Origin of the sequence: Stenotrophomonas maltophilia, from assembly GCF_004920835.1 — a bacterium.
In the GTDB taxonomy this organism is placed as follows: domain Bacteria; phylum Pseudomonadota; class Gammaproteobacteria; order Xanthomonadales; family Xanthomonadaceae; genus Stenotrophomonas; species Stenotrophomonas maltophilia_AQ.
On record NZ_QFHO01000024.1, the window covers coordinates 31,539 to 57,614 of the forward strand.

Genomic DNA, 26,076 nt, shown 5'->3' on the forward strand with positions numbered 1-26,076 from the left:
CATCATCTACCCCCCCTCGACCCGTATCCGGAAGGGCGCTACATGAACAATTCCATCAACAGCGGCTGCCGTACACGTGTGCTGGAGGCCGCGTGCCGCAGCTGATCGTGCGCAGCATTGCAGCGCTGCTGCTGTGCGCGCTGCTGTGCGCCTGCGCCGGGCGCATGCCGAGGCCGCAGGTCGAGCTGCCGCCGCTGCGGTTGGCCCCGTCCAGCCTGCCGACGCCACTGGCGCTGCAGCAGCAGCTGCATTTCCGCTTCGGGCGCCACGAACGTGATCTCGACGCTCTGCTGGAAGCCGATGCGCAGCAGGTGCAGCTGGCGGTGCAGGCCATGGGCCAGACTGGCGTTCGTCTGCGCTGGGATGGCCGGCAGTTGACCGAGCAACGTGCATCGTGGTTGCCGCCGCAGGTTCGCGCGGAGCGTGTGCTGGACGATCTGCAGTTCGCGCTGTGGCCGACGGCCGCGATCGCCGCCGTGCTGCCGGCTGGCTGGCAGGTCGGTGATGACGGCCACCAGCGCAGTCTGTCGCGCGACGGTACGGTGTGGCTGCAGCTGCAGCGCCTGCAGGACGGCAGCCTGCAGCTGGACAACCGCGCAGAGGGCTACGCGCTGCGCATCGAATCGATCGATATGGCTGGACAGGATTGATGGACACTGCCGTTTTCCTCAACGATCTGGGCATTGTCTGCGCGCTGGGTGATGGCCGCGCGGCGGTGGCGGAGGCGATGTTCGCCGAGGTGCCGGGTGGGTTGGGCAACAACGACAGCCTGTTGCCGGGGCGGACCCTGGCGCTGGGGGAGGTGTGCACGCCGCTGCCGTCGCTGGACGAACTCCCGCTGGCCCTGCGCGGGCGCAACAACGCGCTGCTGGCGGTTGCGCTGGCGCAGATCGCGCCTGCGGTGGCCGCGGCCATCGCCCGCTATGGCGCCGAGCGCGTGGCTGTGGTGATGGGGACCAGCACTTCGGGTATTGGTGAAGGTGAGCGGGCCATGTGCTCCCACGCCAGCAACGGTCATTGGCCGGCGGACTACGACTACGCGCAGCAGGAAATGGGAGCCGCCGCGCAGTTCGTGCGGCTGCGCAGTGGTGCGCAGGGCCCGGCATGGACGCTGTCCACGGCATGTTCATCCAGTGCCAAGGCCCTGGCGTCGGCTGCGCGCCTGTTGCGCGCCGGCGTTGTCGATGCGGTCATCGCTGGCGGCTCCGATTCCCTGTGCCGCTTTACCGTGGCGGGTTTCAGCGCGCTTGAGTCGGTGTCCGCGCTACGCTGCAATCCGTTCTCGCAGCATCGATCCGGCATCAACATCGGGGAAGGAGCCGCGCTGTTCCTGCTCACCCGCGAGATCGGTCCGGTGGTTCTTGCGGGCTGGGGTGAATCGTCCGACGCCCACCACATGTCCGCACCCGACCCGCAAGGCCAGGGCGCCATCGATGCGCTGCAACAGGCACTGAAGCGCGCTGGCTGGTCGCCCACTGATGTCGATTACGTGAACCTGCATGGCACCGCCACCGACCACAACGATGCCATGGAAAGCCTGGCGGTTTCGGAGGTGCTCGGTACCGGTGTACCGGCCAGCTCGACCAAGCCGCTCACCGGGCATACGCTCGGCGCCTCCGGCGCGATCGAGGCGGCATTGTGCTGGATGATGCTGGCCGAGAACCCGCTGCAGCGGCTGCCACCGCACTGGTGGGATGGCGCCGTGGATGAGGCGCTGCCGGAACTGTCACTGGTGGCGCCGGGCACCCGCCTGGCACGGCCGCTGCGACGGATACTGAGCAACTCGTTTGCCTTCGGCGGCAGCAATGCGGTGTTGGCACTGGAACGCCGATGAATCCTCTCTACGCGATCGAGGAGGTGGTGCCGCATCGCCAGGACATGTGCCTGCTGCAGCGGATACTGCGATGGGACCAGGACAGCATCGAGGCCGAACTGGTGGTACCCGCGAGGGGCTTGTTCATCCAAGACGGCGAAATGCCGGCCTGGATCGGCATTGAGTACATGGCACAGGCAATTGCCGCCTGGGCAGGTTGCCGCGCGCGCGCGGCCGGCATTGCGCCGCAGTTGGGGTTCCTGCTGGGCAGCCGGCGCTACAGCAGCCAGCGTAGTGGTTTCCCCAGTGGCTCCCGGCTGCGCGTGCAGGCGCGTCGTGAACTGCTGGGCGACAATGGGCTGGGGTTGTTCGCCTGCCGGATCCTGGCGGGCGAGGAAGAATGGGCGGTTGCCAACGTGTCGGTGTACGAACCGGCCGACGCGAAGGCCTATCTGGAGAGTGGACAGGCATGACCGGGAATCGATGCGTGTTGGTGACGGGCGCCAGCCGGGGGATCGGCCGCGCCATTGCGCTACGTGTTGCCCACGATGGATTCGACGTGGCGGTGCATTGCCGCAGCCGTGTGGAGGAGGCACAGGCCGTTGTGGCCGAGATCCAGGCACTGGGCGTGCAGGCGCGCGTGCTCACCTTCGACGTGTCCAATCGTGATGCCGCGCGCGCGGCGCTGGAGGCCGACGTGGACGCGCACGGCGCGTATTACGGCGTGGTCTGCAATGCGGGCATCGCCCGTGACGGCGCTTTCCCGGCGTTGTCGTCGGAGGATTGGGACCAGGTCATCCACACCAACCTGGATGGCTTCTACAACGTGCTGCATCCGTTGATCATGCCGATGGTGCGGCGGCGCAAACCAGGCCGCATCGTCACCCTGTCGTCGGTGTCCGGCATTGCCGGCAACCGTGGCCAGGTCAACTACAGTGCGGCCAAGGCCGGCATCATCGGCGCCAGCAAGGCCCTCGCACTGGAGCTGGCCAGCCGCCAGATCACGGTCAACTGCGTGGCTCCGGGCCTGATCGAGACGGAGATGCTCAGCGAGGACGTGGTGGCGCATGCCCTGAAACTGATTCCTGCCGGCCGCATCGGCCGTCCCGATGAAGTGGCGGCGACGGTGGCCTTCCTGCTGTCCGAGCCTGCCGGCTACATCACCCGGCAGGTGATTTCGGTCAACGGAGGCATGCTCTGATGGCCACCGATCATCGCGTGGTGGTGACCGGTGCCGCGGCCATCAGTCCGCTTGGCCACGACTGGCCGACCATCCACGCGCAGCTGCGCAGCGGCCGCAACGCTGTGCGCGCAATGCCCGAGTGGGATGTCTATGCCGGGCTGAACACCAAACTGGCCGCACCGGCGCAGCCATTCGAGTTGCCGCCGACCTACAACCGTAAAAGCACCCGTTCGATGGGCAAGGTGGCGATCATGTCGGTGCGTGCCACCGAAATCGCGCTGTGCGAAGCTGGACTGATTGATCATCCGGTGCTGCGTAGCGGGCGCACCGGGGTGGCCTATGGCTCCTCCTCCGGCAGTCATGAGGCCATCGGCGAACTCGGCCGCATGCTCAACGAGTTCACCACCGAAGGCATCAGCGCCACCACCTACCTGAAGATGATGAGCCACACCGCGCCGGTCAACATCGGTGTGTTCTTCGGCCTGTCCGGGCGCGTCTACACCACGTCCAGTGCCTGTACGTCCGGCAGCCAGGGCGTCGGCGCGGCCTATGAGGCGATCCGCAGCGGCAAGCAGACGGTGATGGTGGCCGGCGGCGCCGAGCAGCTGGACGCCGCCGCGGCTGCCGTGTTCGATACCCTGTTCGCGACCAGCGTGCAGAACGACGCCCCGCAGTCGACGCCACGTCCCTTCGATGCCGGCCGCGACGGCCTGGTGCTGGGCGAGGGCGCCTGCACCCTGATCCTGGAGGAACTGGGCCACGCGCAGGCTCGCGGCGCGACCATCCTCGCCGAAGTGGTGGGCTACGGCACCAACAGCGACGGCCAGCACGTCACCCAGCCCAGTGCCGACACCATGGCCCAGGCCATGCGACTGGCGCTGGAGGATGCCGGACTGGATGCGGCGCAGATCGACTACGTCAACGCCCACGGCACCGCGACCGATCACGGCGACATCGCCGAAACCCAGGCCACCGCGCAGGTGTTCGGCCCACGGATGCCGATCAGTTCGCTGAAGAGCTACGTCGGCCACATGCTGGGCGCCTGCGGTGCATTCGAGGCCTGGGTGAGCATCGAGATGATGCGTGCCGGCTGGTTTGCCCCGACCCTGAACCTGGTGGAGGTCGATCCGCGCTGCGGCCAGCTGGACTTCATCACCGGTCAGGGCCGCGAACTCCAGGCCGAGTATGTGATGAGCAACAATTTCGCTTTCGGCGGCATCAACACCTCCCTGGTGTTCCGCCGCTGGAGCGAGTGATCCTGCAGTCGGCAACGGTGCGTGTGGCTGAACGCCGCCGCCACATTGCTGAATCCCGTCGGGGAAACGCCGTCAATCACGCCGCCATCGTCGGCTGACGGCTTTCCCCGGTGTCGGCTTTCCGACACAATCATGGCTCTTCCCGGGTTATCGTCCCGCGGACATGCACGCCTACGTCTATAAAAGCCAACTCAAGCCAGACACCTACGTCTACGTCCCCCGACGCGATGATTTCAGCGCGCTGCCCGCGCCGCTGCTCACCTCGCTGGGGGCGCTCACCTTCGTCCTGGACGTGGCCCTGGAGGCCCGGCGCCGCCTGGCCCAGGCTGATCCGGACAAGGTCCGCAGCGAAATGAACGAACGTGGTTTCTACCTGCAGGTGCCGCCGTCGGTGTCCAGCCTGATGCCGCGACACTATGACTGACGCCTCCCGTCCACGCGTCCTGTCGATCGTCTTTGCCGTGGCTGCCGTGCTGGCGCTGGGTGCCGCTGTGGGCGGCATTCCGGGGGCCATCCTTGCCGCACTGGCGCAACCGGCGTTCGCGCTGGGCGTGTCCTGGTGGCGGCGCAGCCGCGCGCTGCTGCCACTGAAGGTGGTCGCGCGGCAGGACCTGCCCGCGCTGTTGGCGCTGTGGGCTGCCGCACCGCTGCTGCTGGCGCTGCTGCTGGCCTGGCCGCTGGCGGCGCTGCGCGATAGTGGCAGCCTGGCCGCAGTGCTGGGCCTGAGCGTGCTGGTCAGTGCAGGCCTGCTGGCGGCCTGGCGTACCTGGCCGTTGTGGAACGACGTTGAACGGCTTGATGGCAGCCTGGCCCAGCATTGGCAGGCACTGGCCGGGCGCGACCTGACCGCCTGGCGCGGCCTCGGTGTGGCCGCGCTGGTGATTGCCCTGGCGGCACTGGTGGTACTGCCGGCCTGGCCGGACCTGCTGCCGGAAAGCGCGCGTTGGCCCGCCGCACTGGCAGTGCTGGTGCTGTCGCCGCTGCTGCACCTGTTGTTGCAACGGGTGGCGCCGGCGCCGTTGGTGTCACTGCGTGCGAGCCCGTTGGCCACGACCAGCAGCGAGTACGAACCGATGTTCTCCGCCGCGGTCGAAACCGTGCCGCTTGAGGCGATGGCGCCGCAGGAGCTGACTCCGGCGCTGTATGAAGCCGCGCGCCACGGCCGCATCGACCGTGGCCTGCAGCTGCTGCAGGCCGGCGCCGATCCCTATGCGCTGCCGGACCCGAACTGGCGCGACCAGCGCAGCCTGGCGGTGCTGGCCGCGGTGCTGCCGGACCTGCGCCTGCTGCGCGAATTGATCGCCCGAGGCGTCGACGTGAACGCGCCGCACCGGGGCATGACCCCGCTGCTGGCCGCCACCCGTGACAGCTGGCACGGCCGCCCGGAAGCGGTGATGACCCTGCTCGCCAACGGCGCCGACTCGCGTGCCATCGACAGCGATGGCAACACCCCGCTGCATCATGCCGCGCGCAGTTCCGACCCGGGCGTGGCCGCGCTGCTGCGCGATGCCGCCGCCGAAGTGGATGCGCTGAACAGTGACGGATGGTCGCCGCTTGCGGTGGCCTGCCAGGTCGGCAACTGGCGCCTGGCCCGCTTCCTGCTGGAGCGCGGTGCGCGCAGCGAACCGGCCGAAGGTACGCCGGTGCTGCTGGCCGCCGCCGCCACCGAAGACGATGATCCGGCCGGCGTGCAGCTGCTGCTGAAGCACAAGGCCCGGGCCGATGCCCGTGACCGCCAGCGCCGCAGTGCGCTGCATGAGGCGGCACTGGCCGGCCACGTCGAGATCATCGGCGTGCTGCTGGGCGCTGGCGCCAACCTGGAAGCGCGCGACGCGCTCGGTCGCACGCCGTGGCTGGAAGCGGCCCGCGCCGGCCGCGCCGGTGTGATGGAACATCTGCTGCCGCACAAGCCCGACCTGGTCGCGGTGGACGGCGAAGGCCGCAATGCGGTGCAGCTGGCCGTCATGGCCGAGGATGTCTCGCCGCTGCTGATCAAGCGCCTGGTCGATCTGGGCATTGCCGCCGATGCCACCGATCCGGTCGGCCGCCGTGCGGTGGACTACGCCGCCGAAGCCGGCCGCTGGGCGATCGTGGCGCTGCTGGATCCGTCCTATCCGTTGCCGGCGGCGGTCAGCGATGGTCTGGCCGAGCGCGGCGAAGCGGCCACGGCCAGCGGCCTGCTGCCGGACCGTCCGCCGTTGACCCTGCTGCGCGAGGCGCTGGGCTTCGGCAACACCGACGGCATGGCCGCGCTGGCCAAGCTGTGCCAGCCGGAAGAGCTGGGCGGGCTGCTGCTCGACCCCGAACTGGCGCTGGAGCCGGCCGCGGTCGATTGGCTGCTGGCCCACGGTGCGGATCCCTATGTGCGCGACGCCTGCTCCGATACGCCGATGTTCGCGCTGCTGTCGCGCGGCATCGATGCAGTGCCTGCGCTGCAGGTGATGCTGCAGCGTGGCCTGTCACCGGCCGGCCGCGGTGGCCTGGCGCGCTTCCTTGCCGCCTGCGCGCAGCACGACCAGGCCGCCCGTGGCTTGGAACAGCTGGCGCTGGAACTGCTGGAACGTGGCGCCGATCCGTTCGCGGCTTCGCCGGCGGGCGATCCGCCGTTGTCGCTGGCGGTGCGTCTGGGCTGGCTGCGCCTGCAGCAGGCCCTGCTCAAAGCCGGGGTCGACCGCGAAGCGCGCGACAGCCACGGCATGACCGCTTTGCACTTGGCCACCGCACTGGCCCGCGAAGGCGCACTGAAGCTGCTGGTGCAGCACGGTGCCTCGCCGGAAGCACGGGCGGCCGACGGGCAGACGCCGCTGGGCGTGGCGCTGTCGATCGGTCGTCGTGATCTGGCCGACTGGCTGGACTGGCGGGTGTGGCCGTTGCCGCGCCGCACCCTGCGCGAGGCCGACCTTCCGGCCGCTGCGATGGCCGGTGACGTCGATGCGGTGCGCCGCCTGATCGATCTCGGGTTCGCCGTCGACGCGGTCGATGCACAGGGCTGCACCGCGCTGCTGCGTGCGGCCGGTGGTGGCCATCTGGCGGTGACCGACCTGCTGCTGGCACGTGGTGCCGATCCGCAGCACGCCGCTGCCAGTGGCGCGACGCCGCTGTCGGCTGCGGTCAGCATGCGCCAGGTGGACATCGTTTCGGCCCTGCTCGACGCCGGCGCCAAGCTGGAACACCGCCTGCCGGGCGGGGTGACCGTGCTGATGCTGGCCTCGGCGCTGGGCCTGCCGGACATCGTCGCGCGCCTGCTCACCGCTGGTGCCGACGTGCATGCCGGTGACGCGCAGCAGCTGGGCCCGCTGCATTGCGCGGCGCTGTACGGCTTCAGTGCCCGCGACCGCTCGCGCCTGCTGGCCCTGCTCGACACCCTGCTGCTGGCCGGTGCCGAACCGGACCAGGCTGCGGCGGGCTCGGTCACGCCGCTGCTGCTGCTGCTGGGCGCACGCGCCGAACCGGGTACCGCGTGCGACGAGCAGGTCGTGATGGCCGCGGTGGAGCGCCTGCTGGACGAGGAAGTGAGCCTGGAGGTGCGTGATCCGCGTGGCTTCGGCCCGCTGCACCTGGCCGCTCTGCATGGACTGCCGCTGCTGGTGCAGCGCCTGTTGCGTGCCGGTGCCGATCCGGAAGTACGCGACAGCCTCAACCGCAGCCCGCGCGAGATCGCGGTGATGCGTGGCTTCATCGACGTGGCCGGTGAGTTTGAACCGCGCGTGCCGGGCGTCTCGTCGATGGCGCGGTTCCTGCGCGACAACGGCTGATCAGGCCGGGGTCGGATCCCTTTCCAGCGGAAAGAGCTCTGACCCCAACACCGTGCTGCCGGAATCTGCAGTGGGTAGTGCCGGCCGCTGGCCGGCAACCCCATGAAACCTCCCGGGATCCAGAGGCTGCCGGCCAGCGGCCGGCACTACCGGGTCCGCGTCCATCGGGTGGGTGCCGACCGTTGGTCGGCACACCGGCTGGCTGTCACCGCTCCTTGTCGCCGTCGCTTTCCGCGTCGGCTTCAAACAGGTGCATCAGGTCGTTGCGCGCATCGCGCGAGGTCTGGATCACCGCGGCCTCGTCGTCGTACACCAGGTACTGGTCGCGCAGCAGCTGTTCGTCGTGCTCACGGAAGCGCTGCACGTGGCGTTCAGCCACGTCCGCCGCCACGCCCAGCGCGGTCAGCACGCGGCCGCTCATTTCCAGGCTGGTGCCGAACACTTCGCGGAACGGCTCGGCCGACATGTCCATCAGGCGCCACGCGTGCTGGCGGTTACGTGCGCGCGCCAGCACCTTTGCGTCCGGATACAGCCGGCGCACCATGCGCACCGCACGCAGGTTGGTCTCCGGGTCATCCACGGTGATCACGAACACATCGATGTGTTCGCCGCCGGCTGCGCGCAGCATCTCCGGCCGGGTCGGGTCGCCGTAATACAGCTGGTTGCCGAAGCGGCGCAGGTCGGCCACGGTATCCGGGTTCGCTTCCAGTGCCACGAACGGCACCTTCTGCGCGGTCAACAGGCGCGCGATGACCTGGCCGAAGCGGCCCATGCCGGCAATCAGCACCTTCGGCCGGTTGTCCGGCGCCACCTTGTCGGCCTCGGCCGCCTCGCGCGGCGCCGCCTTCTCCTGGCCGAGCAGCTTGAGCAGCGCGATCATCAGCAGTGGCGTGATCGCCATCGACAGGCCGACGATCGCCACCAGACGGTCATGGTTGGCGTTGCCCAGCAGGTGCGCGCGCTGCGCTTCGTTGAACACCACGAAGGCGAACTCGCCGCCCAGCCACAGCACGCTGCCCAGCAGCAGCGAGTGCCGTGAACTGAGCTTTGCGATGCGCCCGATCACGTACAGCAGGCTGAACTTGACCACCAGCAGGATCGCCACGCCGGCGGCGATCAGCCACGGCTCGGCAACGATGCGGTCCAGGTCGATGCCCATGCCAACTGCAATGAAGAACAGGCCCAGCAGCAGGCCCTTGAACGGCTCGATCTGCGCTTCCAGCTCATGCCGGAACTCCGAATCGGACAGCAGTACGCCAGCCAGGAACGCGCCCAGGCTGGGGCTGAGGCCGGCCTCCTGCATGAACCAGGCGGTGCCCAGCACCACCAGCAGGGCAGTGGCAGTGAATACTTCCGGGCTGCGGGTGCGCGCGATGATGCCGAACACCCTGCGCAGCACCGGCCGCCCGCACAGGATCACCACCGCCAGCGCACCCAGCGCCACGGCCGCATCTTCCCAGCGCAGCGTCTCGTTCTTCACCCCGCCCAGCAGCGGGATGGCCGCCAGCAGCGGAATCGCGATCAGGTCCTGGAACAGCAGGATGGCAAAGCCCAGGCGGCCGTGGTCGCTGTTGATCGCCTTGTGCTCTGACAGCAGCTGCAGGCCCACCGCAGTGGATGACAGCGCCAGCGCCACGCCCACCACCAGCGCGCTTTTCCACTGGAAGTGGTCGAGCAGCAGCAGGCCGCCCAGCACCAGCCCGGACAGCGCCACCTGCGCCGCACCGGCACCGAATACCGAGCGCCGCATCACCTTCAGGCGTGCGGGCGATAGCTCCAGCCCGATGACGAACAGCAACATCACTACGCCGATCTCGGCGGCGCCGAGAATGCGATCGGCGTCCTGCACGAAGCCCAACCCGTCCGGGCCCAGCACCACGCCGGCCGCCAGGTAACCCAGCACCGCGCCGAAGCCGAATTTCTTGAACACCGGCACGGCGATGACCGCCGCCAGCAGCAGCACCAGGGCCAGTTCCAGACCACCGCTATGCATGGGAATACCTGGTCATCGGGAAGCCGCTGCGCGTCCGTTCGGGTAGGAAAAGCGTGGCGAGCGCCACCCCTCCATTATGCGCGCCGCTCCGTACAGGCACGAGAACGACCTGCGGAGCCGGGCCACGCCGCGCGGCACGGGTTGACCTGCAATGCCACCGGGTCCAGACTGCCCGCCGCTGGCGGCGCGTCTGCCAGCACACGCATCCCGGAGTCCCCAACCCATGTCCAGCGACAGTAGAAGTCGACCTCGTTCGACGCCAGTGATGGCCACCGCCTGACATCGGGACGGTTTGCCTGCGTTGGCGTTGCGCGAGGTCGCACCCCCACAAGGCAATCCGATGAACCAGAAGCAATTGCTGCGCCCGGTGGCCGATGCCGCCGCACTGGCCGCACCCCTGGCGAACTACAACACCGCCGACGCGGTGGAATTCCTCAATACGCTGGAACTGACCCGCGCCGCGGAAACGCTGGCGGCGCTGTCATTGCCGCGTGCGGTGAAGATGCTCGAAGCACCGGAGCTGCACCGCAGTGGCGAGCTGGTGGCGGCACTGCCGCCGGCCCGTGCCGCGGCGCTGCTGGGGTTGATGGCCGACGACCGCGCCACCGACATCGTCCACGAGCTGGACGAAGAAGAACGCGCGCGGCTGATCCCGCTGCTCGGCACCGATGCCCGCCAGGCCATCCAGAAGCTGCTCAGCTACCCGCCGAACACCGCCGGCGCGCTGATGACCACCGAGTACGTGGCGGTACCCGCCAGCTGGACCGTTGCGCAGACTCTGCAGCACATTCGCCAGGTCGAGCGCACTCGCGAGACGGTGTACGCGATCTACGTGCTGGACCCGGCCAGCCAGCAACTGCAGCAGGTGGTGACCATGCGCCGGCTGATCACCGGCCTGCCCGAGGAGTCGATCCTGGACGTGGCCCAGGTCAATCCGCCGGTGACGGTGGATGCGCTGATGGACCAGGAGGAAGTGGCGCGGCTGATCCGCCGCCACGATCTGCTGGCGATTCCGGTGGTCGACGCGCAGCAGCAGATGCTTGGCATCGTCACCGTAGACGACGTGCTCGATGCGCTGATCGAAGAGTCCACCGAAGACGCGCACAAGTTCGGCGGCATGGAAGCACTGGACAAGCCGTACATGCAGATCGGCTTCTTCGAGATGCTGCGCAAGCGCGCCGGCTGGCTGAGCGTGCTGTTCCTGGGTGAGATGCTGACCGCCAGCGCGATGCAGCACTACGAGGATGAACTGGCGCGCGCGGTGGTGCTGACCCTGTTCATTCCGCTGATCATGAGTTCGGGCGGCAACTCCGGCTCGCAGGCCACCTCGCTGCTGATCCGCAGCCTGGCGCTGCGCGAACTGCGCCTGCGCGACTGGTGGAAGGTGGCCCTGCGCGAAGTGCCCACCGGCATGGTGCTCGGCGCCATCCTCGGTTGCCTGGCCATCGTACGCATCGTCATCTGGCAGCTGGGTGGCCTGCACGACTACGGCGAGCACTGGATCCTGCTGGCGATCACCATCGGTGCCGCGCTGGTCGGCATCGTTACCTTCGGTTCGCTGTCCGGCTCGATGCTGCCCTTCATCCTCAAGCGGCTGGGCTTCGATCCCGCAAGCGCCTCGGCCCCGTTCGTGGCCACCCTGGTGGACGTGACCGGCCTGGTGATCTATTTCAGCATCGCCGCGATGATCCTGCACGGCACGCTGCTGTAGGCCGGAACCACCGTGCTCTGGCAGGTGCCGACCTTGGTGGGCACGCAGGGGACAGAGCCCTTCTCTGCGCGAAGGGATCCGACCCCGGAGACAGGCGGACTTGCGCTGGATCATGCGCCTGGCGCGCCGGTGCGTGTACCGTAGGCGCATGAGTACCTACCACCTGCAGTCTGTGTTCCGTCCGCAGTCGGTCGCGGTGATCGGCGGCAGCCCACGTGAGCGCTCGGCCGGCCGCGCGGTGATGCGTAACCTGCGCGGCACCGGCTTCCCCGGCAAGGTGGCGTGGATCAACCCGCGGCACGCCGAGATCGATGGCATCCGCACGGTCAAGCGGTTGAAGGACCTGGACTGGGTGCCCGAGCTGGTGGTGATCACCGCCCCGGCGGCGATCGTGCCGCAGGTGGTACGCACCGCCGCCGAGCGCGGCGTGCAGTCGGCGATCATCCTGACCGCGCACCTCGGCGAAGGCCCGGGCTCGTTGTCGGCACAGGTTGAAGCGGTCGCGCGCAAGCATGGCCTGCGCATCCTCGGCCCGCACTGCCTGGGCGTGATCGCTCCCCATGCACGGCTCAATGCCAGCATCGCCGCGCATTTCCCGCAGGCCGGCGACCTCGCCCTGATCTCCGAGTCCTCGGCCATTGCCGCCGCGCTGGTGGAATGGGGCGTGGCGCGTTCGGTCGGCTTCTCCGCCGTTGTTTCGCTGGGCGACACACTGGATGTGGATTTCGGCGACCTGCTCGATTACTTCGCCACCGACTACCGTACCCGCGCCATCCTGCTCTACGTGGAGCAGATCAAGGACGCGCGCAAGTTCATGTCGGCTGCGCGTGCCGCCGCTCGTGCCAAGCCGGTGGTGGTGGTGAAGTCCGGCCGCGCCGAGCGTGTGCAGCCGGGCAGCCGCGATACCCATGTGCAGGCGCTGGCCCGTGCCGACGATGTCTACGGAGCGGCGTTCAACCGTGCCGGCCTGCTGCGCGTGAGCGCGCTGGATGAGCTGTTCACCGCCGCCGAGTCGCTGGGACGGCTGGGGACGTTCCCGGGCCGCCGCTTGGCCATCCTCAGCAACGGTGGCGGCGTTGGGCGCCTTGCCGTGGACCAGCTGATCGCATTGCGTGGCACGCTGGCCAACCTGTCTGACAGCACGGTGAAGAAACTCGACGCGGTGCTGCCGCAGGGCTGGTCCCGCAGCAATCCGGTCGACATCGTGGTTGACGCGGATGGTGATCGCTATGCCGCGGCCATCGAAGCGCTGCTGGCCGACAACGAGAACGACGCGGTGATGGTGGTCAATGTGCCGACCGCATTCACCTCGTCGGCCGACGCCGCACAAGCACTGACCCGCACGCTGGGCCTGCGCCCGCGCCAACACCGCGACAAGCCGGTGTTCGCTGTGTGGCTAGGCAACGATGACCAGGCAACCGCCACGCTCAACGCGGCGCGGGTGCCGACCTATCCGACCGAGGCGGAGGCAGTACGTGGCTTCCAGCATCTGGTGCGTTACCGCGAAGCGCAGAACGCGCTGATGGAAACACCGCCCAGCCTGCCGCAGGACTTCAGCGTGGATGCGGCGGCCGCACGCGCGCTGGTTGATGCCGCGCTGGCCAACGGCCAGCAGTGGCTGGACCCGCTGGCCACGCATGAACTGCTGAAGGCCTACGGCATTCCTTCCGCGCCGGTGATGCATGCACGCGATGCGCACGAGGCGATGGACCTGGCACAGCCGCTGCTGGAACGCGGTGCCACGGTCGCACTGAAGATTCTGTCGCCGGATATTCCGCACAAGTCCGAAGTGGATGGTGTACGCCTGAACCTGGCGACGCTGCCGGCGGTGCAGAGTGCGGCCCATACGATCCTGTCGCGCGCACGCCAGCTGCGGCCGGATGCGCGCATCGATGGCCTGCTGGTACAGCCGACCATCGTTCGCCCGAAGGCGCGCGAGATCATCGTCGGTATCGCTGATGACGCGACGTTCGGCCCGGTAATCGTGGTCGGTCGTGGTGGTACCGCGGTCGAAGTGATCAACGACAAGGCACTGGCGTTGCCGCCATTGGACCTGCGCCTGGCCCATGAACTGATCGGCCAGACCCGCGCCTCGCGCATCCTCAAGGCCTATGGCGATGTACCCGCCGCCGATGAGCGCGCACTGGCGCTGGCGCTGGTGAAGCTGGCGCAGCTGGCCGCCGACATCCCCGAAGTGCGTACGCTGGACATCAACCCGCTGCTGGTCGACAGCAAGGGCATCCTCGCCCTCGACGCCCGCGTGGCGGTGGCACCGTCGCGCATCCTGCACAAGGGCCGTGGCCATCCGCGCTTCTCGGTGTTCCCGTACCCGAAGGAGTGGGAGCGCACCATCGAGCTGTCAGACGGTGGCCGTGCCTTCGTGCGCCCAGTGCGGCCGGAAGACGATGCGCTGTTCCGTGCGTTCTTCGCCCGCGTCAGCGACGAGGACCTGCGCCTGCGTTTCTTCCAGTCGGTGAAGCACTTCAGCCACGAGTTCATCGCGCGCCTGACCCAGCTCGACTACGCACGCTCGATCGCGCTGGTGGCGATCGAACCGCGCAGCGGCGAAATGCTGGGCGCGGTGCGGCTGCATGCCGACGCCGACTACCACCGCGGCGAGTACGGCATCCTGGTCCGCTCGGACCTGAAAGGCCACGGCATCGGCTGGCGCCTGATGGCGATCATGATCGAGTACGCCAAGTGGCTGGGCCTGGACGTGGTCGAAGGCCAGGTGCTGCGCGAGAACAGCACCATGCTGGCGATGTGCCAGAGCCTGGGCTTCAAGACCAAACTCGATCCGGACGACCCGACGGTGATGATGGTGACCCTGCCGGTGCAGCAGGTGGAAGTCCCCGACGTCCCGCCGGTGGCGTGACCGTGACGGTAGCGCCGGGCCATGCCCGGCGGAACATCGGATTCAACGCACCGGTTCCACCACCACCGCAGTGCCATAGCACAGCACCTCGGTCAGCCCGGTCATCACATCGGTGGCGTCGTAGCGCATGCCGATGATCGCGTTGGCGCCCAGCTGCCGCGCGTGCTTGACCATGTCGCGGTAGGTTTCCTCGCGGGCCTGTTCGCACAGTTCGGTGTAGATGGTGATGTTGCCGCCGAAGATCGTCTGGATGCCACCAAGGAAATTGCCGACGATCGAACGCGAGCGCACGGTGATGCCGCGCACCACGCCCAGATTGCGCACGACGCGATGGCCGGGCAGCTCGAAGGCGGTGGTGACCAGCGAGTCGTCGAAGCGCAGCGCGGGCGGGGAGGGGGTGCCGCTGTTGTAGGGGTCTGCCATGGTCGCGTCCGTATCGTGGGATCGAGCTTGCCCGACTCTACAACGCAATCATCCGTTGCGGCATGGCTCCGTCACCGTGATGGCGCGACAATACCCCCATGACCGACCGTATCCCCCTGTTGCTGCTACCCGGCCTGCTCAACGATGCCGAGCTGTGGCGCGCGCAGTTGGCCGACTTGGCCGACATCGCCGAATGCACGGTGGGCGACCAGACCCGTGGTGAAACCCTGCAGGCAGTGGCCGAGGACGTGTTGGCGCAAGCGCCCGAGCGCTTTGCGCTGGCCGGTTTCTCGCTGGGCGGTTTCGTCGCCCAGCAGGTCCTGCGCATCGCTCCGGAACGTGTGCTGCAGCTGGCGCTGATCGACACCTCGATCCACGCCGATTCACCGGAACGTGCCGAGCAGCGCCGCAGCCAACGTGCCAGCGTGCGCCTGCCGGGGAAGTTCCACGGCTTCGGTGACGCGCTGATGCGCAGCTACATCGACGCCTCGCGGCTGGACGACTACGTGCTGGTGCAGCGTGTGCGTGATATGACCGCCCGCATGGGCGCGGAAGTCTTCCTGCGCCAGAGTGCGCTGGAACGCCGTGATGGCCACGATGTGCTGGCCGGGTACCGCGATCCGCTGCTGATCCTCTGCGGTGCGAATGACCGCATCACGCCGCTGGTAGTGAGCGAAGAGATGCATGCGATGGTGCCGCACTCGCAGCTGGTGGTGGTGCCCGATTGCGGGCACCTGGCACCGATGGAGAAACCAGATGAAGTGAGTGCAGCGATGCGCGAGTGGTTGCTACAGGAGTAGACCAAAGCCGCTTCTGGTGGGTGCGGACCTTGGTCCGCACGGTGTTTCAATGATCGATCAGAGGTCAGTGCCGACCAAGGTCGGCACCTACCGATTCCAATCCGTAACCGCGGTTGGCCTCAATCCCAGGCCGGGGCAATCCCTTCCGGATTCGCCAGGCGATGGCCACGATCCAGCTTGGCGATCTGTGCCATGTCTTCGTCGGTCAGTCGCACGGCCGCTGCTTCCAGGTTGGCTGCCAGGTTTTCGCGCTTGGTCGACGATGGGATCACCGAGAAGCCCTGCTGCAGCGCCCAGGCCAGCGCAACCTGCGCCGGGGTGGCCTGGTGACGGCCGGCAATGGCCTGGATCACCGGGTCCTTCAGCACTTCGCCATAAGCCAGGCTCATGTAGGCGGTGATGTGGATGCCGTTGTCCTGCAGGAACTTCACCAGCAGGCGGTTCTGCAGGTACGGGTGGATCTCGATCTGGTTGGTGGCGATGGCTTCGGCACCGAGGATCTCGATCGCCTTGCGGGTCTGCGCGATGGTGAAATTGGAGATGCCGATCGCCTTGGTCAGCCCCTGCGCCTTGGCCTCGGCCAGTGCTGGCAGGTATTCCTCCATCGGCACATCGACCTTGTCATTCGGTGACGGCCAGTGGATCAGCGCCAGGTCGACGCGGTCAGTGCGCAGCTTCTCCAGGCTGATGCGCAGGCTGGCCAGCAGCGCATCGCGCTTGAACTCGGTGATCCACACCTTGGTGGTCAGGTACAGATCATCACGCGGCACGCCGGACTCGGCGATGGCCTGGCCGACTTCGGCTTCGTTGCCGTAGATCTGCGCGGTATCAATGGCGCGGTAACCGACCTCCAGCGCATTGCGCACCGAGTCGATCACGGTCTGGTCTTTGAGGCGGAAGGTGCCGAGACCGAAAGCGGGGACAGTCATGGGAAGCTCCAACGGGGGGAAGGGAGTAGCAGAGGGAAGAGGGTAGGACAGGCACCGTATGCATGCCGGCAACGGTGCATTGCATGGATCAATGCGCGGTGGCGGCAATACCGTCGGCGCGGTGGTCGACGCCATCGCGGCGGTCGAGGCGGCCACTGAGCACGGTCAGCGCGTAGGCCAGTACGACCACCAGCGCGCCCAGCCAGGGCGTATGCATCAGGCCGATGTGCTCCACCACCAGGCCGCCCAGCGAGGCGCCCATCGCGATGCCGACGTTGAACGCGGCGATGTTCAGGCCCGAGGCCACGTCGGCCGCCTGCGGCGCATAGCGCTGCGCCTGCTTGACCACGTAGACCTGCAGGCCGGGCACGTTGCCGAACGCTACCGCGCCCAGCGCCAGCACCGTCAGCAGCATCAACCAGGTGTTGTAGGCAGTGAACGTGAGGACGAACAACACCAATGCCAGCAGTCCGAAGATGCGCTTCAGCGCGGGCACTGGACCCAAGCGGTCGGCCATGCGCCCGCCCCACAGGTTGCCGATCGCCACCGACACGCCGTACACCAGCAGCACCAGGCTCACGGCGTTGGCCGGAAGGCCGGTGACGTCCTGCAGGATCGGCGCCAGATAGGTGAAGGCCAGGAAGGTGCCACCGTAGCCCAGCGCGGTCATCGCATAGACCAGCAGCAGGCGCGGCTGGCCGAGCACGGCCAGCTGTTGGCGAAGGCTGGCCGGCGCACTCTGCGGCAGGTTGCGCGGAACGAACAACAGCGCGCCGATAAGGGCGACCACGCCGAGGCCGGCCACCGCCAGGAAGGTCGCGCGCCAGCCCAGATGCTGGCCGATGAAGGTGCCCAGCGGCACGCCGGTCACCAGTGCCACGGTCAGGCCGGTGAACATGATGGCGATCGCGCTGGCTGCCTTCTCCTTCGGTACCACGGCGGTGGCGATGATCGCGCCGATCGAGAAGAACACGCCGTGCGCCAGGCCGGTCAGGATGCGGGCGATGATCAGCGAGGTATAGCCGGGTGCCATCCAGGCGACGACATTGCCGAGCGTGAACAACACCATCAGTGCCACCAGCAGTTGCTTGCGCGGTACGCGTCCGGTCAGCGCAGTCAGCACCGGCGCACCGATGGCCACACCCAGCGCGTACAGCGAGACCAGCAGGCCGGCCGAGGGCAGGCTGACCTGCAGGTCGCCGGCGATGGTCGGGATCAGGCCGACGATGACGAATTCGGTGGTGCCGATGGCGAAGGCACCGAGGGTCAACGCCAGCAGGGCGAGGGGAATGCCACGGGTCATGACAGGGTCCAGCAGGAGGAAGAGGCTGCGCAGTCTGCGCCGCAGACCTTTGCCGAAAAACCGGTCTTCACGCCAATCACTATTGCCGTGCAGTCAATAATAGGGACATGAAGACCACTCTCGATGAAATGCAGGCGTTCCTTTCGGTGATCGACAGCGGCTCGATCAGTGCCGCCGCCGAGCAGCTGGGGCAGACGCCCTCGGGCGTGAGCCGCGCCCTGGGGCGGCTGGAGGACAAGTTGGGGATCACCCTGCTGACCCGTACCACCCGCCGCCTGCACCTGACCGCCGAGGGCGAGGCGTTCCTGCGCCATGCGCGCGCGATCATCGATGCGGTGGAATCGGCCGAGGAACAGATGGCGGCGCGCCGCGAGCGCCCGGCGGGGCGCCTGCGCGTGGATGCGGCGATGCCGTTCGTGCTGCACGTGATCGCGCCGCTGGTGGCCGGCTATCGCGCGCGTTACCCGGAAGTGCAGCTGGAGTTGAACAGTTCCGACCGCTACATCGACCTGCTCGAACGGCGCACCGATCTGGCGATCCGGATCGGCCCGCTGGCCGACTCCACCCTGCATGCGCGGCTGCTGGGCCGCTGCCAGCTGCGGCTGGTGGCCAGCCCGGCCTACCTGGCCAGGCACGGCGAACCGGCCAGCGTCGCCGCGCTGGGCCAGCACACGCTGCTCAGCTTCAACGAGCCGGAATCACTCAACCGTTGGCCGCTGCCCGGAGAATCGGATGGGCTGCTGCTGGTGCGGCCGGATATCGCCGTGTCCAGCGGCGAGACGTTGCGCCGGCTGGCGGTGGAAGGTGTGGGCATCACCTGCCTGTCCGACTTCGTCACCGATCGTGACCGCAGCGCCGGCACCCTGGTGCAGGTGCTGGCGGCGCAGACGCTGGATGTGTACCAGCCGATCCATGCGGTGTACTACCGCAACACCGCCGTATCGTCGCGGATCAGCTCGTTCGTGGATTACCTGGCCGACGCGATGGCGCAGAGCGATTACGTGCGCTGAAGTCGTGGTGGGGTTGCCGGCCAGCGGCCGGCACTACCGCTCATCGCACGGGTAGTGCCGGCCGCTGGCCGGCAACCGGATCCCTCAGGCCGCGCGCGCCAACGCGTCCTTCGCTGCCGCCGTAGTCGACAGATCGAACACATCCACCGCGTCGATCAACCGGTTCGCCTGTTGTTCCAGGCTGCGTGCCGCAGCGCTGGCTTCCTCCACCAGCGCGGCGTTCTGCTGGGTGGTGCCATCCATCTGGATCACCGTCTGGCTGACCTGTTCGATGCCCGCGCTCTGCTCCTGCGAGGCAGCGGAAATCTCGGCCATGATGTCGGTCACACGCTGCACCGACGCCACGATCTCGGCCATGGTGTCACCGGCCTCGCGCACGCGCTGTGCACCGTGCCCGACCTGTTCCACCGACGCTTCGATCAACGCCTTGATCTCCTTCGCGGCCGCCGCCGAGCGCTGCGCCAGCGTGCGCACTTCACTGGCAACCACCGCGAAGCCGCGGCCCTGCTCGCCGGCCCGCGCTGCTTCCACTGCCGCGTTCAACGCCAGGATGTTGGTCTGGAACGCGATGCCATCGATCACGCTGATGATCTCGGCGATCTGCCGCGACGAGGTTTCGATCGCGCCCATCGTCGTCACCACCTGGCCGACCACGCTGCCGCCGTGCGAGGCGACCGTATGCGCGCCGATCGCCAGCTGGTTGGCCTGGCGCGCATGTTCGGCGTTCTGGCGCACGGTGGAGGTCAGTTCTTCCATCGACGCGGCGGTCTCTTCCAGATTGGCCGCCTGCTGTTCGGTGCGGCGTGACAGATCGTTGTTGCCGGCGGCGATCTCCGCCGCCGCGGTGTGGATGTTGCCGGAGGCGTGCTTGATGTCGGTGACGATGGTCGCCAGCTGCGCGGCAGTGGTGTTGGCATCGCCGGCGATGCGCGCGAACACGCCCTGGAAATCGCCGTGCATGCGCGCGCCGAGGCGACCATCGGCAATCGCGCGCAGCATGCTGGAGACCTCGCCGAGGTTCAGTTCGGTCGCCTGCATCAATCGGTTCAAGCCGTCGACCATCGCGCGGAAGTCATGCTCGAAGCGCGCGCTGTCGCCACGCTGGCTGAAGTCACCCATGGCAGCGGCTTCGGCCAGGCGGCGGATCTCGCCATTGATCATGCCGAGATTGACCTTGGCGGTATCCAGTGCGTCGGTGATCACTGCCTTCTCGCCGGGCAGGCGTTCCATGTCCTGGCTGAGGTCACCGATCGCGTAACGGCCCATGATCGCAATCGCGCGCAGCTTTACCTGGATGTGCGCATCGACCAGCGCGTTGCTGTCGGCCACCATCGTGCCGAATGCGCCGGGGAAGGCACTGGCATCCATGCGGTGGCTGATGGTGCCGGCTTCATGCGCCTGTGCCATCGTGGCCTGTGCATCGAGCACACCGCGCAGCGTGGACTGCACGGCCTGCATGGCCTGCGCGAGCCGACCGATCTCATCGCGGCTGCGCACCTGCACAACATGCTGCAGATCACCGGCAGCTACTGCGCGCGCGGCGGCTTCCACCGCCAGTACCGGCTGCACCACCGCACGCCGCAGCCACCAGCCCAGGCCGATCAGCAGAAGCACGGCGGCCAGCACGGTCAGCGCCGCGCACAGCAGCAGCGTCTGCCGCGCTTGCTGCGAACGGGCTGCTACCGCCGCTTCGGCCACCTGCGTGGCGTGCGTACTCAACGCATCCAGCGCGGTTGCCACCGGGCGGTCCTTGCCGCGCACGAGGTTGTCGCCGGCGGCGGGATCGTAGCTGGCCTCGGCGAACGCCTGCAGCGCCGCGTGATAGTCCTGCTGCAGCCGCGCGTGCAGGCCGATGAACGCCTGAGCCAGTTCGCGCGTGCGTGCATCCGGGCTGCTGACCAGGCCCTTGGCCAGCTGCTCCACCAGACGGCCCTCGCTGTCGAACGCCTCCAGGTGGCGCTGGCGCAGTGCGTCGTCGTGACCGCGCAGCAGTACGTTCTTCCATTCCTGCACCTGCCCGCGGAACTCGCGCTGCAGGCGCTCGGCGTCGCGGCTGTGGGCGACTTCGGGCGGAACCTCGGTGGACAGTTTCAACCAGGCGGAGGCGAGGCCGGCCAGAGCACACAGGAGGACCACGGCCAGACCAACGGAAACCGCGCCGAGCAGCTTGGACTGCAGGCGCGGAGCACGGACAGACGCATTCATGGGGAAGCACTCTCGGGAAGGGGCACTGCGGTATCGACCCGCTGCGCACGCCCTGAAGTGGGATGTTCATCACATTCGCGTTTCGTTTAGTGATGTGAAGAAACTATTTCATAGGACAGATGTGTCCAGATGGAACGAAAGCAGACTCTCGACAGGGGAATTAAATGTAACTATTGTTGTTACATGAAATCCGCGAACCCGCTTTCCGACGCTCTGCACGTGATGGCGCATCTGGTCGGCCACACCGCGCCGCGCACGTCCGAACAGCTGGCGTCGTGCCTGCCGACCCACCCGGTGGTGATCCGTCGTCTGATGGCGCAGCTGCACAAGGCCGGCCTGGTGCGCAGCACCCGCGGTCATGGGGGCGGCAGCCAGCTGGCCCGCGATGCCGCAACGATCACCCTGCATGACATCTATCTGGCCGTGGGCGCACCACCGCTGGTGCAGGTCGGCGCCCGCGATTCCGGCGGTGGCTGCCCGATCCAGCAGCTGGTCAACAGCGCCCTGCTCGAGGGTGCACGCGAGGCGCAGCGCCTGCTCGAAGCGCGGCTGCAGGCAACCACGCTGGACCAGCTCGGCGCCGACTTCGCCCGTCATCTTGCCCATCACCGCTCCCTGGAAGCTCACCATGAATCCTGACGTGCTCATCGTCGGCGGCAGCTACGCAGGCATCGCCGCCGGCCTGATCCTGGCGCGCGCGCGTCGCCCGGTCACGATCATCGACGCCGGTTTGCCGCGCAATCGCTCCGCCAGCCATTCGCACGGCGTGTTGGGGCTGGATGGCATCAGTGGTGCAGAGCTGCTGAAGACCGCGCGCCAGCAGTTGCTCGACTACCCCACGGTGCGCTGGATGCATGCCGAAGTGGAGCACGCCCGCACCACCGCCGAAGGCGTGGAAGTGCGTACCGCCGATGGCCAGGTGTTGGCCGCGCGCAAGCTGCTGCTGGCCAGCGGCATCGTCGACCAGCTGCCGGAGCTGCCCGGCCTGGCCGAGCGCTGGGGCAGCACCGTGCTGCACTGCCCGTACTGCCACGGCTACGAAGTCGGTGGTGGTGCCATCGGCCTCCTTGGCGGCCATCCGATGTCGGCCAGCAAGGCGCCGCTGTTTGCCGACTGGGGCAATGTCACCTTCTTCAGCCAGGGCCTGCCGATCAGCGATGAGGAACACGCCGCCATGCAGCAGCGCGGTGTGCGGATCGAGACCTCGCCGGTGCTGGGCGTACACGGCGACCAACCGACCTGGCTGGAAGTGGAGCTGGCTGACGGCCGCCGTATCGCACAGCGTGCGTTGTTCGTGCCTGCTACCCAGGCGATGGCCATGCCGCTGGTGCAGCAGCTCGGCTGCACATTGGTCGAGAGCCCGCTGGGCGTGTTGATCGAGGTCGACATGATGAAGCAGACCTCGGTGCCGAACGTATATGCCGCAGGCGATGCAACCACCGTTGGCAACATCACGTTGGCCGCTGCCGAGGGCGTGCGCGCGGGGATCGGCGTGCATCATGCGCTGGTGGCCGAGGACAGCGTGCCGCGCTGACCGCAGCACTGGTAGCCGCCGACCTTGGTCGGCGCCTTTGCATCCACGCATGGCGTGGATCTACTGCAAGGCAGTCGAGCAAGCTCGACGCTACGGATCCCGGGCATCCATTCGCCCGTGCCCGTCGAGCAGGTGCCGGCCGAGGCCGGCACCGTTCCATCATCCCTTCACGCACAGCACCTGGCGCAGGGTGTGCAGCACGTCGACCAGGTCCAGCTGTGCGGCCATTACATCGTCGATCGACTTGTACGCGGCCGGCGACTCATCCAGCACGCCGCTGTCCTTGCGGCATTCCACATGCGCGGTGGCCTCGCGGTGCTGGGCCAGCGTGATCTGCTGGCGCGCAGCGCCACGGCTCATTACCCGGCCGGCACCGTGGCTGCAGCTGTGGAAGCTGTCCGCGTTGCCCTTGCCACGCACGATGTAGCTGCGCGTGCCCATGCTGCCGGGAATGATGCCCAACTCGCCCTCGCGGGCACTGACCGCGCCCTTGCGCGTCACCAGCAGCTCCTGGCCGTGGTGCGTCTCCTTCTGCACGTAGTTGTGGTGGCAGTTCACCGCCATCGCCGCCAGCTGGAACTTCGGCAGCCGGTGGCGCATCTCGCCCAGCACCCGCGACATCATTGCCTCGCGGTTCTGCCGGGCGTAGTCCTGCGCCCACGACACCGCCTCGACGTAGTCATCGAACAGCGGCTCGCCCTCCATGAAGAACGCCAGGTCCTTGTCCGGCAGGTGGAAGCCGAGCACACGGCGTGCAAGCTCTTCGCGCGCCTTCTCGATGAAGTAGGTGCCGATCAGGTTGCCGGTGCCGCGCGAACCGCTGTGCAGCATCACCCACACTGTGTCTGTTTCATCCAGGCACAGTTCGATGAAGTGATTGCCACCGCCCAGCGTACCCAGCTGGCGGTCGAGCTTGTCGGTGCGGATCCTGCGGTGCTTGTCCTTGATCTTCTCCAGGCCGGCGGCCAGCCCGGACTGCACCAGCCGGGTGTGGATGCTGTCGGGCATGCGGTGGTGCTCGCCGCCACGGCCGTTGCCGACCGGAATGCTGCGCTCGATGCTGTTGCGCAGCTGCCGCAGGTCATCAGGCAGATCGTTGGCGCGCAACGTAGTGCGCACCGCGGCCATGCCGCAGCCGATGTCGACGCCGACCGCAGCCGGGATGATCGCGCCCTGGGTCGGGATCACCGAGCCCACGGTGGCGCCCTTGCCCAGGTGCACGTCCGGCATCACTGCCACCCACGGCCCGACGAACGGGATCGCGGCGATGTTGCGCAGCTGCTCATGCGCCTGCGCTTCCAGCGGCACACCGTTGACCCAGCCCTTGATCGGCGTGGTGCCCTCGGCGTGCAGCCATTGATAGTTGTGTTGAGTGTCCATGTCTTCGTGTTTGTCCTTGATGGGCCGGCGGCGCGTCCCTGCGCCGCCGCTACCCCCTACCTGATCGTCACCAGTTGCTTCAGCACGCCATCCAGGCCGCCGAACACGGTGAGCTTGTCGATCTTCTCGGTGACCTTCTCCAGTGCCTCCAGCTCCTTCAAGCGCATCAGCACCGGGTTGTCCTCGATCAGCTTTGCGGTGTTGAGCTGCGATCGCGTGGCGTTGGCCTCCTCGCGGCGACGGATCACGCTGGCCTGGGCCTGCTTCTCGGCCAGCACCACGCCGTTGAGGATCTCCTTCATCTCGCCCGGCAGGATCACGTCCTTGATGCCGACGCCGAGCAGGCGTACACCGTAGCCCTCGATCGCGGCCTGCACATGCGCGGCGATCTCGCCGTCCAGCGCCGCCTTGTCACCGAGCAGCTCGTCCAGGCTGCGCGCGGCGATCGCCTGGCGCAGGCCGAACTGCAGCTGCCGATAGATGAACTCATCGGCATTGCTGAGCGTGCGGTGTGCACGCACCGGGTCGACCACCTGCACGGTCGCGGCCAGGTTCACCCGTAGGGTCACCTTGTCGCGGCTGAGCAGTTCCTGGCCGGACACGTCCAGCGAACGCGCACGCAGCTCCACACACTCCACCGACACGTTGCCGTTGAAGTTCCAGAACGCGTGCAGGCCGGCGCCCAGCGTCTGCCGCAGCGTGCCATCGATGAACAGCAGGCCGACCGACTCGCTCGGCACCGTGCTGATCACCGCGACACGCGGCAGCACGCCCAGCTGGCCCAGGCGCTGCTGCACGTCCACCGGCACGTACGGCTCGTCACCCAGCGCCAGCACGCGCACCCGGGTGTCGACCGAACCGCGCCAGTACAGACGGCGGCTGCCCGGCGGCAGCACCTCGTCGATGCGGCCGTTGCGCAGCAACAGGCCGACCTCGTCGGCGCCGACGTTGGCCAGCACGAAGTGCGTGTCCAGCCGTGCGCCCAGCGCCTCGATCAGGCTGTCCTGGTCGCTGCCGGTGTAGGCCGCGCCCTTCGATGCAGTGAGGATGTCCACGTGCGGGCGGCCGCCGAACGGCGACAGGCGGTGCACGCCCGGCAGCAGGATCTGCTGGAAACGACGGTTGCGATACACCAGGCCGCGCTCGCCGTCGCCGATCACGACCTTGATGGTCCAGAACATGGGAGTCTCTCCTTGTATGGCTCTGGTGGTTCGACCCGATGGAATGAATGCCATGACCCGGGTCGATCAGGTCGTGGCAGGGCTGGCTGCACACCTTGTGCAGCTGGCGGAAGAGGGCGGCCATCGGCGGACGGTCCGCACGCGGAGCCTTCGGTGCACCGGCACTGCTGCCACCGTCATTCCCGGCAGGCAGCACCGGTGCGGAACGTGGCTGGCAGTGGCGGCGGGCCGGGGCCCGGCGTGCGGTCCGTTGCCTTCCACGTTCCTGCCCGAAGGCGATGTCCGTGGACGGCGACGATGGCCGCTGGGGCTTGCGCCCCGGGTGTTGCTTCAAGTCATGACGCGAGAGGTCATGTGGTTGGAGTGGGAATCGAACCCACGACAGACGGAATCAGGATCCGTTGCTCTACCCTACTGAGCTATCCAGTTGGGGACCGCGCGGAATCGAACCACGTACCGGCGAACCGGTGCCTGCCTCCAGCAGGCGATCCAGGCGATGGCATGTCCGCGACCTCCGGCATACGCCACGGCAACGCCGCGCGCACCAGCCCGTGGTGGAAACGGGACCGTTGGAGAATCGAGGGTGCAGACCACCGACATTATCGCGAGCGATAATGTTTGGGAGCGATGCAGATAATGTCCAGGCGTCGCCACTCGCGCGAAGTAAATACTTCGGCGGGGCGGGAAAATCTGGGTCAGTGAGCGGCGGGTTGCCGCGCGGGGTG

20 protein-coding genes and 1 tRNA gene are annotated in these 26,076 nt (G+C 67.8%); 13 read left to right on the forward strand and 8 right to left on the reverse strand.

Going from position 1 to position 26,076, the window contains the following annotated elements; translation table 11 throughout:
* The first annotated feature begins 164 nt into the window (after positions 1-164).
* The 7 genes from DI041_RS15820 to DI041_RS15850 all read left to right on the forward strand — a co-directional run bounded on the left by DI041_RS15820 (position 165) and on the right by DI041_RS15850 (position 8,007).
* A complete protein-coding gene (locus tag DI041_RS15820; protein WP_258011311.1) occupies positions 165-650 on the forward strand; it encodes a DUF3261 domain-containing protein in 486 nt (161 codons plus the stop codon).
* The gene (locus DI041_RS15825; RefSeq protein WP_136639695.1) at positions 650-1,834 is read left to right on the forward strand and encodes a beta-ketoacyl-ACP synthase; all 1,185 of its coding nucleotides are present in this window, start codon (positions 650-652) and stop codon (positions 1,832-1,834) included. Before DI041_RS15820 ends, DI041_RS15825 begins: the two co-directional genes overlap by 1 nt.
* Positions 1,831-2,286: a hotdog family protein gene (locus DI041_RS15830; RefSeq protein ID WP_136639696.1), complete on the forward strand. Its 456-nt coding sequence runs from the start codon at positions 1,831-1,833 to the stop codon at positions 2,284-2,286. The genes DI041_RS15825 and DI041_RS15830 overlap by 4 nt, the downstream gene beginning before the upstream one ends.
* A complete protein-coding gene (locus tag DI041_RS15835; protein WP_046983487.1) occupies positions 2,283-3,014 on the forward strand; it encodes a 3-ketoacyl-ACP reductase FabG2 in 732 nt (243 codons plus the stop codon). The genes DI041_RS15830 and DI041_RS15835 overlap by 4 nt, the downstream gene beginning before the upstream one ends.
* A complete protein-coding gene (locus tag DI041_RS15840; RefSeq protein WP_046983488.1) occupies positions 3,014-4,252 on the forward strand; it encodes a beta-ketoacyl-ACP synthase in 1,239 nt (412 codons plus the stop codon). The genes DI041_RS15835 and DI041_RS15840 overlap by 1 nt, the downstream gene beginning before the upstream one ends.
* A 163-nt stretch (positions 4,253-4,415) precedes the next feature.
* Positions 4,416-4,676 (forward strand): YcgL domain-containing protein, encoded by a 261-nt coding sequence (locus DI041_RS15845; protein ID WP_012512459.1) that lies wholly within the window; start codon positions 4,416-4,418, stop codon positions 4,674-4,676.
* Positions 4,669-8,007, forward strand: a complete 3,339-nt coding sequence (locus DI041_RS15850; protein WP_136639697.1) for an ankyrin repeat domain-containing protein — start codon at positions 4,669-4,671, stop codon at positions 8,005-8,007. The genes DI041_RS15845 and DI041_RS15850 overlap by 8 nt, the downstream gene beginning before the upstream one ends.
* Before the next feature lie 205 nt (positions 8,008-8,212).
* On the opposite strand, the gene DI041_RS15855 is transcribed toward DI041_RS15850, so the two are convergent.
* Entirely contained in the window at positions 8,213-10,000 is a 1,788-nt protein-coding gene (locus DI041_RS15855) for a monovalent cation:proton antiporter-2 (CPA2) family protein (RefSeq protein ID WP_046983490.1), read from the reverse strand.
* Positions 10,001-10,340: 340 nt separating this feature from the next.
* Between DI041_RS15855 and mgtE the strand changes: the two genes are divergently transcribed.
* On the forward strand, positions 10,341-11,711 hold the full coding sequence (gene mgtE / locus DI041_RS15865; RefSeq protein ID WP_136639698.1) for a magnesium transporter: 1,371 nt from the start codon (positions 10,341-10,343) through the stop codon (positions 11,709-11,711).
* 148 nt (positions 11,712-11,859) lie between these two features.
* A complete protein-coding gene (locus DI041_RS15870) occupies positions 11,860-14,586 on the forward strand; it encodes a bifunctional acetate--CoA ligase family protein/GNAT family N-acetyltransferase (RefSeq protein ID WP_136639699.1) in 2,727 nt (908 codons plus the stop codon).
* A 42-nt stretch (positions 14,587-14,628) separates the two neighbouring features.
* On the opposite strand, the gene DI041_RS15875 is transcribed toward DI041_RS15870, so the two are convergent.
* Positions 14,629-15,009: a YbjQ family protein gene (locus DI041_RS15875; protein WP_136639700.1), complete on the reverse strand. Its 381-nt coding sequence runs from the start codon at positions 15,007-15,009 to the stop codon at positions 14,629-14,631.
* Positions 15,010-15,107: 98 nt separating this feature from the next.
* Here DI041_RS15875 and DI041_RS15880 point away from each other — a divergent pair, with 98 nt between their 5' ends.
* On the forward strand, positions 15,108-15,809 hold the full coding sequence (locus tag DI041_RS15880) for an alpha/beta fold hydrolase (RefSeq protein WP_136639701.1): 702 nt from the start codon (positions 15,108-15,110) through the stop codon (positions 15,807-15,809).
* Positions 15,810-15,928: 119 nt separating this feature from the next.
* Here DI041_RS15880 and dkgB read toward each other — a convergent pair whose 3' ends face one another.
* Positions 15,929-16,738: a 2,5-didehydrogluconate reductase DkgB gene (gene dkgB, locus DI041_RS15885; protein ID WP_136639702.1), complete on the reverse strand. Its 810-nt coding sequence runs from the start codon at positions 16,736-16,738 to the stop codon at positions 15,929-15,931.
* A gap of 88 nt (positions 16,739-16,826) precedes the next feature.
* Positions 16,827-18,041: an MFS transporter gene (locus DI041_RS15890; protein WP_136639703.1), complete on the reverse strand. Its 1,215-nt coding sequence runs from the start codon at positions 18,039-18,041 to the stop codon at positions 16,827-16,829.
* A gap of 107 nt (positions 18,042-18,148) precedes the next feature.
* Between DI041_RS15890 and DI041_RS15895 the strand changes: the two genes are divergently transcribed.
* Entirely contained in the window at positions 18,149-19,051 is a 903-nt protein-coding gene (locus tag DI041_RS15895) for a LysR family transcriptional regulator (protein ID WP_006401534.1), read from the forward strand.
* Between the two features lie 84 nt (positions 19,052-19,135).
* Here DI041_RS15895 and DI041_RS15900 read toward each other — a convergent pair whose 3' ends face one another.
* Positions 19,136-21,256 carry a methyl-accepting chemotaxis protein gene (locus DI041_RS15900; RefSeq protein ID WP_136639704.1) on the reverse strand — a complete coding sequence of 707 codons (2,121 nt, stop codon included), beginning with the start codon at positions 21,254-21,256 and terminating at the stop codon, positions 19,136-19,138.
* 183 nt (positions 21,257-21,439) lie between these two features.
* Here DI041_RS15900 and DI041_RS15905 point away from each other — a divergent pair, with 183 nt between their 5' ends.
* The gene (locus DI041_RS15905) at positions 21,440-21,895 is read left to right on the forward strand and encodes an Rrf2 family transcriptional regulator (RefSeq protein WP_136639705.1); all 456 of its coding nucleotides are present in this window, start codon (positions 21,440-21,442) and stop codon (positions 21,893-21,895) included.
* Complete coding sequence (locus tag DI041_RS15910) at positions 21,885-22,790, forward strand: NAD(P)/FAD-dependent oxidoreductase (RefSeq protein ID WP_046983501.1); 906 nt, start codon at positions 21,885-21,887, stop codon at positions 22,788-22,790. The genes DI041_RS15905 and DI041_RS15910 overlap by 11 nt, the downstream gene beginning before the upstream one ends.
* Before the next feature lie 159 nt (positions 22,791-22,949).
* On the opposite strand, the gene DI041_RS15915 is transcribed toward DI041_RS15910, so the two are convergent.
* The 3 genes from DI041_RS15915 to DI041_RS15925 form a co-directional block, all read right to left on the reverse strand.
* Complete coding sequence (locus tag DI041_RS15915; RefSeq protein WP_136639706.1) at positions 22,950-24,170, reverse strand: RtcB family protein; 1,221 nt, start codon at positions 24,168-24,170, stop codon at positions 22,950-22,952.
* A 56-nt stretch (positions 24,171-24,226) separates the two neighbouring features.
* The gene (locus DI041_RS15920) at positions 24,227-25,351 is read right to left on the reverse strand and encodes a slipin family protein (RefSeq protein ID WP_136639707.1); all 1,125 of its coding nucleotides are present in this window, start codon (positions 25,349-25,351) and stop codon (positions 24,227-24,229) included.
* A gap of 355 nt (positions 25,352-25,706) precedes the next feature.
* A tRNA-Gln gene (locus DI041_RS15925) sits at positions 25,707-25,777 on the reverse strand.
* Positions 25,778-26,076: the final 299 nt, after the last annotated feature.

What these genes read in the sequence shown, in the direction of transcription:
- DI041_RS15920 (WP_136639707.1), bottom strand. Translation starts at nt 25,351, where the DNA reads ATGTTCTGGACCATCAAGGTCGTGATCGGCGACGGCGAGCGCGGCCTG.
- DI041_RS15820 (WP_258011311.1), top strand. Translation starts at nt 165, where the DNA reads ATGCCGAGGCCGCAGGTCGAGCTGCCGCCGCTGCGGTTGGCCCCGTCC.
- DI041_RS15880 (WP_136639701.1), top strand. Translation starts at nt 15,108, where the DNA reads ATGACCGACCGTATCCCCCTGTTGCTGCTACCCGGCCTGCTCAACGAT.
- DI041_RS15890 (WP_136639703.1), bottom strand. Translation starts at nt 18,041, where the DNA reads ATGACCCGTGGCATTCCCCTCGCCCTGCTGGCGTTGACCCTCGGTGCC.
- DI041_RS15840 (WP_046983488.1), top strand. Translation starts at nt 3,014, where the DNA reads ATGGCCACCGATCATCGCGTGGTGGTGACCGGTGCCGCGGCCATCAGT.
- DI041_RS15900 (WP_136639704.1), bottom strand. Translation starts at nt 21,256, where the DNA reads ATGAATGCGTCTGTCCGTGCTCCGCGCCTGCAGTCCAAGCTGCTCGGC.
- DI041_RS15875 (WP_136639700.1), bottom strand. Translation starts at nt 15,009, where the DNA reads ATGGCAGACCCCTACAACAGCGGCACCCCCTCCCCGCCCGCGCTGCGC.
- DI041_RS15830 (WP_136639696.1), top strand. Translation starts at nt 1,831, where the DNA reads ATGAATCCTCTCTACGCGATCGAGGAGGTGGTGCCGCATCGCCAGGAC.
- DI041_RS15870 (WP_136639699.1), top strand. Translation starts at nt 11,860, where the DNA reads ATGAGTACCTACCACCTGCAGTCTGTGTTCCGTCCGCAGTCGGTCGCG.
- dkgB (WP_136639702.1), bottom strand. Translation starts at nt 16,738, where the DNA reads ATGACTGTCCCCGCTTTCGGTCTCGGCACCTTCCGCCTCAAAGACCAG.
- DI041_RS15835 (WP_046983487.1), top strand. Translation starts at nt 2,283, where the DNA reads ATGACCGGGAATCGATGCGTGTTGGTGACGGGCGCCAGCCGGGGGATC.
- DI041_RS15895 (WP_006401534.1), top strand. Translation starts at nt 18,149, where the DNA reads ATGAAGACCACTCTCGATGAAATGCAGGCGTTCCTTTCGGTGATCGAC.
- DI041_RS15845 (WP_012512459.1), top strand. Translation starts at nt 4,416, where the DNA reads ATGCACGCCTACGTCTATAAAAGCCAACTCAAGCCAGACACCTACGTC.
- DI041_RS15910 (WP_046983501.1), top strand. Translation starts at nt 21,885, where the DNA reads ATGAATCCTGACGTGCTCATCGTCGGCGGCAGCTACGCAGGCATCGCC.
- DI041_RS15905 (WP_136639705.1), top strand. Translation starts at nt 21,440, where the DNA reads ATGAAATCCGCGAACCCGCTTTCCGACGCTCTGCACGTGATGGCGCAT.
- DI041_RS15915 (WP_136639706.1), bottom strand. Translation starts at nt 24,170, where the DNA reads ATGGACACTCAACACAACTATCAATGGCTGCACGCCGAGGGCACCACG.
- mgtE (WP_136639698.1), top strand. Translation starts at nt 10,341, where the DNA reads ATGAACCAGAAGCAATTGCTGCGCCCGGTGGCCGATGCCGCCGCACTG.
- DI041_RS15825 (WP_136639695.1), top strand. Translation starts at nt 650, where the DNA reads ATGGACACTGCCGTTTTCCTCAACGATCTGGGCATTGTCTGCGCGCTG.
- DI041_RS15850 (WP_136639697.1), top strand. Translation starts at nt 4,669, where the DNA reads ATGACTGACGCCTCCCGTCCACGCGTCCTGTCGATCGTCTTTGCCGTG.
- DI041_RS15855 (WP_046983490.1), bottom strand. Translation starts at nt 10,000, where the DNA reads ATGCATAGCGGTGGTCTGGAACTGGCCCTGGTGCTGCTGCTGGCGGCG.